Annotated in this window: 12 protein-coding genes and 1 pseudogene; 11 read left to right on the plus strand and 2 right to left on the minus strand. The window is 46.4% G+C overall.

The annotated features are described in order from the left end of the window. Positions 1–66 precede the first annotated feature (66 nt). Both ACK8P8_RS22240 and ligA read right to left on the minus strand, forming a co-directional pair. The gene (locus ACK8P8_RS22240; RefSeq protein ID WP_444860993.1) at positions 67–840 is read right to left on the minus strand and encodes a helix-hairpin-helix domain-containing protein; all 774 of its coding nucleotides are present in this window, start codon (positions 838–840) and stop codon (positions 67–69) included. A gap of 9 nt (positions 841–849) precedes the next feature. Then, positions 850–2,580, minus strand: a pseudogene (gene ligA / locus ACK8P8_RS09455) (NAD-dependent DNA ligase LigA); the annotation flags it as partial. 237 nt (positions 2,581–2,817) lie between these two features. Here ligA and ACK8P8_RS09460 point away from each other — a divergent pair. The 11 genes from ACK8P8_RS09460 (at position 2,818) to ACK8P8_RS09510 (ending at position 13,886) form a co-directional block, all read left to right on the plus strand. Continuing rightward, positions 2,818–5,817, plus strand: coding sequence for a hypothetical protein (locus tag ACK8P8_RS09460; protein ID WP_186976372.1), 3,000 nt, complete (start codon positions 2,818–2,820; stop codon positions 5,815–5,817). Positions 5,818–6,264: 447 nt separating this feature from the next. Then, complete coding sequence (locus tag ACK8P8_RS09465) at positions 6,265–6,609, plus strand: DRTGG domain-containing protein (protein ID WP_099293512.1); 345 nt, start codon at positions 6,265–6,267, stop codon at positions 6,607–6,609. A 10-nt stretch (positions 6,610–6,619) separates the two neighbouring features. Continuing rightward, on the plus strand, positions 6,620–7,033 hold the full coding sequence (locus ACK8P8_RS09470) for an ATP-binding protein (protein ID WP_099293514.1): 414 nt from the start codon (positions 6,620–6,622) through the stop codon (positions 7,031–7,033). Positions 7,034–7,224: 191 nt separating this feature from the next. Continuing rightward, positions 7,225–8,568, plus strand: coding sequence for a [Fe-Fe] hydrogenase large subunit C-terminal domain-containing protein (locus tag ACK8P8_RS09475; protein ID WP_186976370.1), 1,344 nt, complete (start codon positions 7,225–7,227; stop codon positions 8,566–8,568). A gap of 36 nt (positions 8,569–8,604) precedes the next feature. Further along, positions 8,605–8,940, plus strand: coding sequence for a DRTGG domain-containing protein (locus ACK8P8_RS09480; RefSeq protein WP_099293518.1), 336 nt, complete (start codon positions 8,605–8,607; stop codon positions 8,938–8,940). 11 nt (positions 8,941–8,951) lie between these two features. After that, the gene (locus ACK8P8_RS09485) at positions 8,952–9,680 is read left to right on the plus strand and encodes a PHP domain-containing protein (RefSeq protein ID WP_186976368.1); all 729 of its coding nucleotides are present in this window, start codon (positions 8,952–8,954) and stop codon (positions 9,678–9,680) included. Positions 9,681–9,745: 65 nt separating this feature from the next. Continuing rightward, positions 9,746–10,774, plus strand: a complete 1,029-nt coding sequence (locus ACK8P8_RS09490) for a virulence RhuM family protein (protein ID WP_186976366.1) — start codon at positions 9,746–9,748, stop codon at positions 10,772–10,774. Between the two features lie 79 nt (positions 10,775–10,853). Continuing rightward, positions 10,854–11,651, plus strand: coding sequence for a hypothetical protein (locus ACK8P8_RS09495; protein ID WP_099293524.1), 798 nt, complete (start codon positions 10,854–10,856; stop codon positions 11,649–11,651). Positions 11,652–12,260: 609 nt separating this feature from the next. Next, positions 12,261–12,653 (plus strand): response regulator, encoded by a 393-nt coding sequence (locus ACK8P8_RS09500; RefSeq protein WP_227215845.1) that lies wholly within the window; start codon positions 12,261–12,263, stop codon positions 12,651–12,653. A 259-nt stretch (positions 12,654–12,912) separates the two neighbouring features. Beyond that, entirely contained in the window at positions 12,913–13,461 is a 549-nt protein-coding gene (locus ACK8P8_RS09505; protein WP_099293528.1) for an ATP-binding protein, read from the plus strand. A gap of 26 nt (positions 13,462–13,487) precedes the next feature. Continuing rightward, positions 13,488–13,886, plus strand: a complete 399-nt coding sequence (locus ACK8P8_RS09510) for a (2Fe-2S) ferredoxin domain-containing protein (RefSeq protein ID WP_186976364.1) — start codon at positions 13,488–13,490, stop codon at positions 13,884–13,886. Positions 13,887–13,913 lie beyond the last annotated feature (27 nt).

The following is a 13,913-nucleotide window of genomic DNA, read 5'->3' on the forward strand; positions in this document are numbered from 1 at the left end:
GGTACTATTTATCATTCAATCTCCAAACTAGAGTTTATAAAATGTCCTCTTCAAACCTTATGAACCTTATAGACTCATTAATGTGTTAAACTCTTTTTCGTTCAAAATAGTTACATTTAACTTCTGTGCTTTTTGCATTTTGCTCCCGGCATTTTCCCCGGCGAGCAGGTACGTGGTCTTACTTGAAACAGAATCACTGACTTTCCCGCCCGCTTTCAGAATAACAGCCTTGTAATGTTCCCGCGGCAAAGAAAGAGTTCCCGTGATCACGAACGTCATGCCCGCCAATTGATCGGACTCTCCCTCTTCTTCCTGTATCATTCCGCTAATACCATATTGCAAAAAGCGTTCCATCATCTCACGGTTCTCGTTTTTCTCGAAATAGCGAACCACACTTCCCGCCATCTGATCGCCGATATCTTCCACTTCCGTCAACTGTTCGAACGTAGCATCCATCAGCACCCGCAGGTCTTTAAAATGCCGTGCCAGATTACGGGAAGCCGTTTCCCCGATATACCTAATTCCAAGAGAATTAATAAATTCCGGCAAATTCCGTTGCTTCGATTTCTCGATCCCGGCAATCAAATTATCCACCGATTTTTCCTGCAAACGATACACGCTTAACGTGTTTATCTTCCGAATAAACTTATCTTTCCCCTGTAAAAAACGATAAACACGCTCGGCATCCTCACGTGACAATTCGTCAGTTTCCGCTATTTCGTCCGCGGTTGCCGTGTAAAGCCGGTAGATATAATCAAACTTAACAGACAGCAATTCAGACTTGTGGAAATCTATTCCCGGTATATCCAGCGCGTAGATCACCGTATCCAACGGTATCATATCGACCTCTCCCGCTTGCTTCAACCGCTCCAGCGGCTCGTTAAAAGGCATCCGGAAATATTCCAGTATCTTGTTGATATTCTTTTCCCTGTCCCCGGGGAACTGCAAGTCCGCCAACGCCAGCAACTCCTCTTTCGTGGCGGAAGCCAATCCCGGAAGCCCCCCGAAACGTCCCGCCAACACCTCCGCATTCTTTGCCGAAATATTCTTCACCCCGATCTCGAAAGCGTATATCACCCTTGACAGCGGTATACTCGTCATCACGTAACTCTCCGGGTACAGAATCTTTTCCAACCCGATCAATTCTGCCCGTTTGGCAGGTAGCGTATAAATATCCGCGATATCCCTAATAAACCCTTTCGTGAGCAGCAAATCAATCGTTTCGCTTCCCATCCCCTCTATATCCATCGCTTTCCGGCTCACGAAATGCTCCAGTTTCCCGGCTATCTGCGGCGGGCAATGATCCTCGTTCGGGCAATAATAATTCGCCTCCCCCTCGTTCCGAATCAATTCCGTGCCACATTCCGGACAACGGGTAATAAATTCAATCGCGGGTGCATCCGGCAATCTTTTCTCCACGTCAACCCCGACAATCTTGGGAATAATCTCCCCGCCCTTCTCCACGTACACCATATCGTGCAAATGCAAATCCAGTTCCCGGATAATATCCTCGTTGTGCAATGAAGCACGCTTCACCGTGGTGCCCGCAATATGCACGGGTTCCAAATTAGCCACCGGGGTGATTGATCCGGTACGTCCTACTTGGTAATCCACGCTCAACAAGCGGGTTTCCACCCGTTCAGCCTTAAACTTGTACGCCACTGCCCAACGGGGCGACTTCGCCGTGTAGCCCAATTGCATCTGTTGCTTGATACTGTTTACCTTAATCACGATACCGTCTATCGGCACCGGCAGATTCTTCCGGTCGACATCCCATTTATGTATAAAATCCAACACTTCGTCCAGAGTACGACACACCTCCATGTAAGGCGGTACATTGAACCCCCACTCCCGCGCTTTCATCAGATTCCCGTAATGCGTGGCTGTCAGCGTGATCTCTCCCGGAACATAATACAAGTAACAATCGAGTTGTCTTTTCGCCACGACAGACGAATTCTGCAACTTCAATGTCCCGGCGGCGGCATTCCGGGGATTGGCGAACAAAGCCTCTCCCGCCTCCAAACGTTCCTCGTTCAGACGGTTGAACACGGCAAAGGGCATCAATATCTCACCCCTTATCTCAAATTCCGCGGGATACCCCTCTCCCTGCATTTTCAAGGGCACTGTCCGGATTGTCCGCACGTTTGCCGTCACGTCATCCCCTTTCACCCCGTCCCCCCGGGTAGAGGCAACCTGCAAATGCCCTTCCTCGTAACGCAAACTGATTGACGTCCCGTCATATTTTAATTCACAAACGTATTCCACCTCATCCCCGCCGATACCTTTACGCACACGCTCGTCAAAATCCCGTATTTCCTGTTCGCTGTACGTATTTGACAATGACATCATTCCATACTTGTGCGCCACTTGCACAAACTCGTTATTCGTATCGTTACCCACTCGCTGAGTAGGCGAATTGGGATCGTACATCTCGGGATGCTTCGCCTCCAAATCCTCCAACTCGCGCATCAACTTGTCAAACTCAAAATCCGATATCACCGGAGCATTCTTCATGTAATACAAATAATTGTAACGCTCCAATTCCTTTCTCAATTCCAGTATTCTCTCTTTTTCCATCATTTTCCAGTTTTTGCCTGCGGCAAGTTACAAGTTGCAAGTTACATTTGCCTACGGCAAGTTGCAGGTTATCATATCGTATCCGGATAAATCCCAACCATTCAATCGTAAATCTAAAATCATAAATCTAAAATCGAACAGCCGTTTCGCAAAGATAATCGTTCTTCGTGGAGTATCATATCAAAAAAAAATATATTTTAGCAGACTATTTACAAGTAAACAAACTACAAGCATACACTTATGAAATATTACTATACACTGAAAAATGCCAGAATCCTCTTCATCAGCATACTATTCACGCTTCTGTTTATTATTCCGGCAAAAGCCCAATTTGTAGACCTCGGGCAAGACCCTTGCAGCACCCGCTGGCGACAAATCAAGACAGACAATTTCCAAATTATCTACCCCGACTTCTTCGAACAGAACGCCCAATACCTCGCCAACATTTACGCGAAACTCTACGCCCATGCCAACACGCTAGGCATCAAAGCAAAAAAAATGTCCATGATCGTCCGGGCAAACGGAGGTATATCCAACGGAAACGCCGGTTGGGCACCTAAAAAAAGTGAACTCTACACGGCTCCCCCGCAAGACGTCAGCGATGATTGGCTGGAACACCTGTGCATACACGAATTTCGCCACGTCGTGCAATACGACAAGGTGAACCAAGGATTCACGAAAGCATTATATTACATTTTCGGGGAACAAATCACCATGGCCGTCATCGGGGTATACGTACCCATGTGGTTTCTGGAAGGGGATGCCACGGTCTTCGAGACCTCCGTCGGTCATAGCGGACGAGGACGCTCCCCCGAATTTCTGAACGAAATGAAAGCCCAAATCACGGAAAAAGGCATCTACACCTATTACAAAGCCGTGCTGGGCTCGTACAAGGATTTCGTCCCGAACCGCTACACACTCGGCTACTACATGGTCGGCAACAGCCGCGTCCACTACGGTCCCGGCATCTGGCAGGACGCGTTGACACGTGTCGGCAAACGCCCGTACGGCATCACGCCTTTTGCCCGTAGCCTGAAACTCACGCTAAACGAAAAGCGGGATTCCTTGTGGAACACCCGACACTTCCAGTCCCTTTTCATCCACCCGGACAGCGTGAAAAAGGCAAACACCTATTGCGATGCCAAACGTACCCTATACCGGGACAACTTCAGCGAACTGCAACAAATCTGGAAACGGGAAGCCGATCAAGTGAACCACTTGTTCGACACCATTCCCACCCGCAATGAACTATACGCGAACTACCACTACCCCGTGCCAACCCCCACGGGCGAAGTCATTGCCTATAAAGAAGGGCTGGCACAGGAAGGCGCCCTCGTGTTTCTTAAACCCGCGGGCGACGAGATAATTACCCGCACGGGTACTTTATACGATTACAAATTCGCATACAACAATCACACACTCGTGTGGTCTGAATACAAGGCGCACCCCCGCTGGCAACAAGGTGGAAAAATGGTACTCGCCACGTATGACCTGCTACGCAACAAATACCGCCGCCATCCGGCTCGCCAGAACCGTTACGCCCCGTTTACCGTGGACGACAACTGGGGGTTCGTCGAGGTCGATAAAGAAAATCAAGCCTCTCTCGTGATCATGGATGCCCGCTTGGAAAAAGAACTTTTCCGCTTGAAAGGAAACGGCACGGAATTATTCGTGCATCCCTCCCACGACGGTCAAGGCAATATCATCACCATCGTTGTCGACACACGCGGCAAACACATCGAATCCGTGAATATACGTACCGGGAAACGCACACCATTGACGGCAAACACACCCTACGAGATTGACAACCCCGTCGCCGCGGGCAACCGGATCATCTACCGGGGAGCCTTCGACACGAACAACTCGTTCTACTGTCAAGATCACCCGAACGATTTCGGTCACAACGCCTTGAACGCCAAATTCGGATTGCGCTATCCCCAACTGTCCCCCGGCAAAGACTCTCTTTATTTCTCGTTCTACACCGCGGACGGTTACAAACCGGCTAAAATAGCCGTCAACAGACTCGAAAACAACCCGATAGAAAAAGAAAAATTCCCTATCGCGAACACCGTGACACAACAGGAGGACTGGCAATTCGCGTTAAATACCGACTCCACCTATATCAGTCGGAAATACAACAAAACCCTCCACCTGTTCAACTTCCATAGCTGGGGCCCCATATTCCCGGATGTTGACGACACGGATGTTGATTTCGGTATTGCCGCCAGCTCACAGAACAAACTCAGCACGCTATTCCTCACTGCCGGATACGTGCGGGGCAAGGGATACAAACACGGTAATTGGCAAGTGAAAGCATCTTACAAAGGATTCTGGCCTATACTGGACTTGGAATTCAAAAGCGGACGCAACGACGACTTGTCCCAATCCTACGTGATAAATGACCAACAAACACAACAGAAAGACACGGTACGCGTGATTTACAAATCACAATACACCAAAGGAACCGCAACCCTGCAATTCCCTTTCAACCTGTCCAGAAAAAACTACTACCGCAACATCATACCTTACGTGAGATACGAATTACAAACCATCCATGACTATCACAACAAAAACGCCTATCTCCTGTCAAACCGCCGTTGGCAATCCATCCCGACCAACCACCCCTACGTCGGTATTATCGGGAAACCGGACAATATCACGCTTCAAATCATGCGCTACGGGCTTATCCTAAGCAACCAAACCCGCATGAGCGAACGGGACATCAACCCTCGCTGGGGACAGCGTTTAACCTTCGGGTACCAGCATACTCCTTTCGAGAATCTGGATTACGGCAATTCGACATGGGTAGAGGGGCGTTTCTATTTCCCCGGCTTCGCTCCCCACCATTCTTTTTCCCTCTATTTGGGACATCAGGACAAATCCCTGAAAGACCGGAGTTATTACAGCAATCAAATCCAGTCGCCCCGCGGGATCTCCCTGTACGGGTATGACCTCTCCACCCTGCACACCACGTACAGGATGCCGATTTGCTACCCGGACGCCCACGTGGGTCCCATCCTGTACATGAAACGAATCACGGCAGCCGCGTTTTTTGATGTCGGGCACGAGAAAAACCAATATTACAAAAAGACATTCTACTCCTACGGTATAGAGGCAACGGTCGATACTCATTTCTTTCGCCTCCCGTTCCCCATGAATCTGGGGTTCCGTTTAGGATACGAAACTAAAAAACAGTCCATGTTCGCGGACATGATATTCTCCGTGAGCTTCACTATCTAAACGACACGTTCCCCCCGACCGAGAGTAGACATGTCAAAACGCTTTTCTCCTGCCCTACTACCCCGTAACAAGGATTTTGGGCGGGTATTGGGCGGCTTGTAGGCGGCATCGCCCACTCATTGCCCACACTTAGCCCACTTATAGCCCACGTTTTAGTAAGAAATAAACATGTTTAACATTCAGACACAATCACACCAAACCACCCCACGGGCGGGCATTAAAACACCGCCACACACCCGATATGCCAGCCTTCCCCTAAATAAAGTATTGACTCAAGGTAGAATCCCCACCGTCTTCGGAAAGAATTTAGTTACCCTCCGCCTTCGGAAAACCCTTGTAATCCCTCCATCTAAAATCTAAAATTCAAAATTTAAAATCTAATTCAGGCAATCTTGTTGAAAATCCGGATTACTTTATCTAACTTAGGAGCAACCAAAAAACACAATTATGACTCTAAAAGAAGTTGCCGTATTACTTAACGCCCGGATAATCCACGAAAACGGTCATCTCGACAAGGTTATCCGCCACGCCTTCGCTGCCGACCTGATGAGCGACGTACTTCGTTTGGACACCAGCGAAATGCTGCTTATCACGGGACTTGCCAACCTGCAAGTCATCCGGACGGCGGAAATGTCAGATATCTGCTTTGTTCTGTTCGTTCGGGGAAAACAAGCCTCCCCCGACATGATAGACTTGGCAAAAGAATGTAACATTGCCATATTACAATGCAAACAAAGCATGTTCAAGGTATGCGGCGAATTGTACAAGGCCGGGCTGGAACCCATTTATTAAAACAACAAACATGGAATTTAGCTACAACATCGAAGGAGGAAACTTTTCCCGAGCCGGATCTGCTTCCAGCGAAGTAAAAAAAATACTCAAACAACTGAATGTCAATCCATCGGTACTAAAACGTATCGTTGTGGCACTCTACGAGGCTGAAGTGAACGTCGTCGCCCACGCTTACGAGGGCACGATGCAGGTAACCATCGCCCCAACCGTGATCACCGTCGTTATCAACGACCGGGGACCCGGCATACCGGACATCGAATTAGCCATGCAGGAAGGTTATTCCACGGCTTCCCCGGAAGTCCGGGAAATGGGCTTCGGCGCGGGGATGGGACTCCCGAACATACAAAAGAATTGCGACCGGTTAAGCATAGAATCAAAAGTAAACGAGGGAACGAAAGTGACCATGACAACGTATTTCAATTGAAAATGAAAAATTGAAAATTGAAAATGAAAAAACTCCTCCGTCAGCTTCGCTGACACCTCCTCTATAAACAGAGGAGGAGCTGGTGAATCTTGCCAAAGACGGTAATAGAAATTAAGAATGTAGAATGAAGCGTTGGTAGGTGGGGAGAAATCAATCTAAAATCTAAAATCGTTAAATCTAAAATTAAAAAGATGGAACCGTTTTACCACGCCTTGAAAGTAGCCCCGACCGCCTGTATCGGATGCACGCATTGCATGAGTCTATGCCCGACTCAAGCGATACGCATTCAAGACGGTTTGGCCACGATAAACAAAAACGCCTGTGTTGACTGCGGCATGTGCCTCAAGTCCTGCCCCAGACACGCGATATACGTGGAGCAAGACGATTTCAACCAAATATTCAACTTCAAACACAGGATTATTCTCCTGCCCACCGTGCTTTTCGGGCAATTCTCCGAAGAGATCACCGAGCAACAAATCTTCGCGGAACTCCACTCGATGGGATTCACGCAAGTCATTGAAGTGGCTCAAGCGTCGGGAATCCTAACAAAAGCGATGCGCAACTACATGCAGAAAAACTCGCACGACAGACCGTTCATCTCGGCATTCTGCCCCGCGGTCGTGCGCTTAATACAAGTACGTTTCCCCTCGCTGATAGACCATATCATCCCGCTCAAACAAGCCATGGATCTGGGAGCCATTTTTGTACGGAAAAAATACATCGACCAAGGTATTTCACCCGAAGACGTGGGTATCTTTTACGTGACTCCCTGCGCGGCAAAAATTGCCGCCGTGAAAAGTCCCGTGGGAGATGACGAATCGAATATCGACGGGGTTATCAATCTCGATTTCATATACAACAAAATACAAATGGGACTCACGCAACACCGGGACCAACCCGTCAATCCCGTTTCGGAACAAACTTACTTGTCCCCGGAGTCCATCGCATGGGCATTAACCGAAGGGGAAGCATCCAAATTTGAAGGACGCTGCCTCGCTATCGACGAGATTCACAACGTGATAGACATCCTCGAGAAACTGGAAAACGATGAATTGACCGATATCGACTTTCTGGAATTGAGGGCGTGCGACCACTCCTGCGCGGGAGGTGCTCTGGCGGTCAACAATCGCTTCCTGACCATCGAGCGTCTGCGCAAGCGCATGGAAACCAGCGAAAAGGTCAATCGCACCACTTCCGACGACATCCAACAATACGAGTCATACCTCTTCAAGGAGGGACAACTAAGCGGAGAAATCCCGCCGCGCTCCATCGAGCAACTGGACGAAAACATGCTCGTTGCCATGGAAAAAATGCAAAAACTCAATCGCATCATGGGAGTCCTGCCCCAGATAGATTGCGGTGCTTGCGGCGCCCCGTCGTGCCAAACTCTTGCCCGCGATGTCGTGCAATGCAAGGCAAAACTCAACCAATGCGTCTTCATGCAAAAGATACTTTGCGCGGAAGACCTCATGACGCCCGACGAATCTCTCGAACTATCCGAGAAAACGTGGGGCATCAAACGATTTGAAAAATAAAAGAAACATACATAAACCCAAACAAACAATAGCATTATGACAGTACAAGACATTATCTCGCGTTTAAATCTTACCGTTTGCTCGGGCAAAGAAGGATTGCAAAGAGAAATCAAAGGAGGTTACACGTCCGACCTGCTAAGCGACGTCATGGGACACGCGCAAGAAGGTGACGTGTGGATCACACTCCAAACACACAAGAACGTGATGGCTATCGCCTCGTTGAAAGAGATTGCCGCGATCATTCTCGTGAAAGGCCATGTGCCCGAAGAGGACACCCTCGCCGAAAGCGAGAACGAGAACATCCCGATTCTCTCCACCCCGTTACAGGCGTTCGAGATCACGGGACAACTTTATAAATTATTACACCCGTAATACCGCCCGTCATGGAAATCCGTGCCGACTTGCATATTCACACCATACTTTCACCTTGCGGGGATCTGGAAATGAGCCCCGCGAATATCATCGGCATGGCTTTGAGGAAAGGTATTTCACTCATCGGGATATCCGACCACAACTCCACCCGGCAAGCCCCGCTCATTCAAGAATTGGGAGAAAAACAGGGGCTTCGGGTGCTTTGCGGCACGGAAATCAACTCCATCGAAGAGGTGCACGCCCTCGCCTACTTCCCGACTCTGGAAAGACTCGCGGAATTTCAAACTTATCTGGATCATCACCTGCCGGACATAAAGAACAATTCCGACAAATTCGGCTATCAAGTAGTAGTCGATGCCGAGGAACAAATCACCTACGAGGAAGAACGTCTACTGATTTCAGCGCTGGATGTAGACCTCAACACCATAGAACGGGTAGTCCACTCCTTGGACGGCATCTTCATCCCGGCACACATCGACAAATCGCGTTTCAGCATCCTCTCGCAACTGGGATTTGTCCCCAAAGACCTGCGCTACGAGGCTCTGGAACTTAGCTTTCGCGTCACACCGGAAGAATTTATCCGGCAAAATGCCTATTTGTCCGGCAACCCGTTTATTCGCTCTTCCGACGCCCATTACGTGGACGACATCGGGAAAGTAACCACCACGCTTTCGCTACCCGATCTATCATTCGATTCCATCCGGAATGCCATACTGAATTTAAAATACAACATCAAGTAAAAAACGGGTGTACACGCTCCTCTAATAAGAATTTATCGCTATCTTCGCTCGTCAAATCAAGAAATATGAGCAAAAAACTCCAAATACATAATAGTACTGCCGAATTTCTTATCTTTCAATTAGAAAGCAAGGAAGAAGGAATCGAAGTATTATATCAAGATGAAACTCTTTGGCTCACGCAGGATGCTATAGCACTCCTATTTGATAAAGGTCGTTCAACAATAGCCGAGCACCTGCAAAATATTTTTCAAAGTCAAGAGTTGCAAGAAGACTCAGTTTGTCGGAAATTCCGACGAACTGCCACAGATGGCAAAGACTATGCTACCAAGTATTATAATTTGGACGCGGTAATATCAATCGGCTATCGCACAAACTCGGTACGAGCCACTCAATTCCGTCAGTGGTGTACATATGTACTTCGTCAATTTGCCATTCGAGGCTACGTGATTGACAAAAAGCGGATGGAGAACGGTACATTCATCAACGAGGACTATTTCGAGCATTTGCTTGCCGAAATTAGGGAAATTCGATTAAGCGAACGCCGTTTCTATCAAAAACTGACTGATATATACGCTACAAGCATTGATTACAACCGAGATGCACCGACAACACGAATGTTCTTTAAAAAAGTGCAGAACAAGATGCACTACGCTATTCATGGACATACTGCTGCAGAACTAATAGTTGAGCGAGCCAATGCAGAAAAAGAGCACATGGGACTTACCACATGGGAAAAGGCGCCTGACGGTAAGATTGTAAGAACGGATGTGGCTATTGCCAAGAACTACCTTAAAGCGGATGAATTAGAGTCGATGGGACGCATCGTCAACGCTTTCCTTGATTTGGCTGAAGATAGAGCAAAACGGCATATTCCCATGACTATGGAGGATTGGTCTACTAGAATAGATAAATTTTTGGATAGTGATGACCGCCCGATATTGACTGATACAGGAAAAATATCGGCAGAACAAGCCAAACTATATGCAGAAAGTGAGTTTGAAAAATACCGTATCATTCAAGACCGATTATTTCAATCCGATTTTGATAAATACAATACAGATAATCTGCTTGATTTTAATTGTGAAGAAAAATAATAATGAGGAGATAATTAAAGTTTGAAGAATTACTTCACCTTTATAGGTTAAATAAAGACAATTTTGAAATACCGAGATTATGTTCGTAGAATCCATGACCGCTGAAGAAATCATCAAGGAAACCAGACGGGACCTTGCGCTCCTTGAAAACTACAAGGAAAAAATATACCAACTCCACCGCCGGGATTTCCTTTTGGCTAAAAAATATCCCGTGACATTCCAGCATGAATGGGTATCGCCCGCCACACGCAACAAATGGCGCGTCACGATCACTTGTCACAGCAAAAAGACACGGGAAGCCCCCGAAATATACCACTACTCCCCTTACGTGACATCCCGGGGAGTCGGCGTCATTTTTCCTTTTTACGATCTGGATACCGAAGACTGGGCATTCAGCAGATTCACCGGACATTTTTTCAGCCGCTACCGCAACCGTTATTTGATACCCAACAATCTATGCACGCCCGGTATGGATGTCATTGATTATTTCATCAAAGATAACATATCCTTTTCTTTATCTGAAAAAAAGAAAGAAGACAATAGCTTCACTTGTTGCCTGAAAGACGGTATCGCTCTTGGTATTTTTGACTCGATTCTCACGGTTTTCCGCACGTTCGTATCACACGATATGCTCTTTAGAATACAGAAACGCTCCCTGCAATCCAGTATCGAGTATCAAAAAACACTGGACGATTTCCTCACGAACAAACTTCCCAATTCCTACAAGCAATACTGCCTGCAAGGACGAGTAGGACGGGTTGCAGGTCCCGAACCTATACCCCATCTATCCTTGGACGACGTGAAAGACCTCCTGAAAGATAAACCCAAAATACCGTTGTTCTCTCCACTCACGGGAAAAATCGAGTTCGAGGACTAAGGAAAGGGTTTATAAAGTCCGCGGATATCACGGTGCTTCATTCACGGCAGCAAAGCTGCCAAAGAAACAGTACACGTGCAGGTTTTCCCGTGTTCTTTTCCCCGTGCATCCCTAGGGATATTCTAAGGTACCTTAGATTGCAATTAATTGATTATTACATTATTATCACACTATTATTCTATTAACATATGATAACAATAGAATGACAAGGAGTGTAACCACTGGGAATCAATAGGATATACATGGGGAAAACTTTATTGTACGCGAACTTTTTTATAGTCGCCTTCGGCGAGTTGCAGGTTACAGGTTGCATTTGCCTTCTGCAAATTACAGGTTGCTTTTCTTGCGTTGTAGACTGTATTCAATATTCACAATCCGCTTAAGCGTAACACCCTCTCAATATGAACTTAAACCCCTCAAAAAACATCTCAAAAAACGAACGTTTAATACGTCGTTTTTTATTCCCGAAGTCGAAGAGCAGGCTATATCGCTATGTATATTGATATTTAATTTCTTAAAATCAAACCTGCTTTCTTTACATATTGGATTTATTGCCTATATTTGTACTCTAATTAAACGTTCATTTTTTGAATGTTCAAAACAAACCGAATGAACAGTAATAACGATAGAGTTGAAACATCAAAAAGCAAAACGATACTCGTTGCCGAGGACAACGAGAGTAATTTTCTTTTGGTCTTCACGGTGCTAAAAAAAGACTACTCTATCATCCGGGCACATAACGGCGTGGAAGCCATTGACAAATTCAAATCAGAAAGCCCGGATATTATTCTGATGGATATCAAAATGCCCGAAATGGACGGACTGACCGCCACCAGAAAAATCCGGGAATACGACACCCGAATCCCGATCATTGCCCTTAGCGCTTTCGCTTTTGAAACCGACAAACAAGAAGCCATATCAGCCGGATGTAATGATTATATCACGAAACCCGTGGACTTCAATTTACTGAGAGCAACACTTAAACGACACCAGACGGAATAATTATACCCCGCCATTCATATCATTGTTTTCCAACGCAAAGCTAAAAACATTCAGGGCACAACAATTAAGGAATAAATTCTTCATTAGAAGCAATCTATATTATTACAAGTTAAGGATAAAATGCTTGTTTCTATTAATAATTTAATTATATTTGAAGCGATTTTTCTCGCGATTGAAACTAAACGAGAGAAAAAAAGAAAAATTTATAAGAGCGTGCGAATCTTATTCAAGAAAAAAAGTGTAAATTAACAGGTGTGGAATGCAAACGTTATCGGACCATATCCTAGATATCGCCCAGAATTCAATACGAGCCAATGCCTCTCGTGTCGAAATCAGCTTGCAAGAGAAACCAAGTACGGATTCTCTTGTATTCACCATTCATGATAACGGACGCGGGATGGACGAAACCACGCTGGCAAAAGTAACCGACCCTTTTTTCACGAGCAGAACGGTACGCAAAGTGGGACTCGGCATACCCTTGTTGAAACAAAATGCCGAAGCAACGGGAGGGACACTGAAAATAGAATCAAAGGAAGGAGTGGGCACGACACTGGAAGCCAGTTTCTCTCTCTCGCACTGGGATCGTCCGCCAATGGGCGACGTGGCAGGTTCTATCGTGATACTTGTCTCGGCAAACCCCGACATTGAATTTATCTACCGTCACATCACGGAGAAAGGAGATTACACTTTTGACACGGAAGAAGTAAAAGAAATCATGGAAGGAGTACCCATTAACGATCCTGAAATCGTTATGGCTCTGCGCCAGATGATACGGGAAAATATAAAAGAAATAACACAAACAACATAAGACAAAATAACCTTAATCATTTAATAATGGAAAAAATTAAATCACTTGCAGACCTCAAACGTATTAAGGAAAACGTGCAGACGAAGATCGACCTTCGCGAGAAGAGCGAACAGGTAGAGAACTTGGTTCAGATAAAAGTAGCCATGGCAACTTGCGGTATCGCCGCGGGTAGTAAGGAAACCATGAATTATTTCATCGAGAACCTCGAGAAGAACGGGATCACTGCCGTTGTCACCCAAACGGGATGCATGGGATACTGCTATGCGGAACCGACAGTTGAGATCACCAAGCCGGGAAAAGACCCGATCGTTTTCGGTCACGTTACCACGGAAAGAGCGGAAGAAATCATTCAAAAGTATTTAAAGAATGACGAGCTGGTGGCTGACATCATTCCGGTTAATTTTGATACAATCAGAGACAGATAAAACAACTAATCAAAAACCCGAATATCT

This window comes from Butyricimonas muris (genome assembly GCF_046365375.1).
In the GTDB taxonomy this organism is placed as follows: domain Bacteria; phylum Bacteroidota; class Bacteroidia; order Bacteroidales; family Marinifilaceae; genus Butyricimonas; species Butyricimonas muris.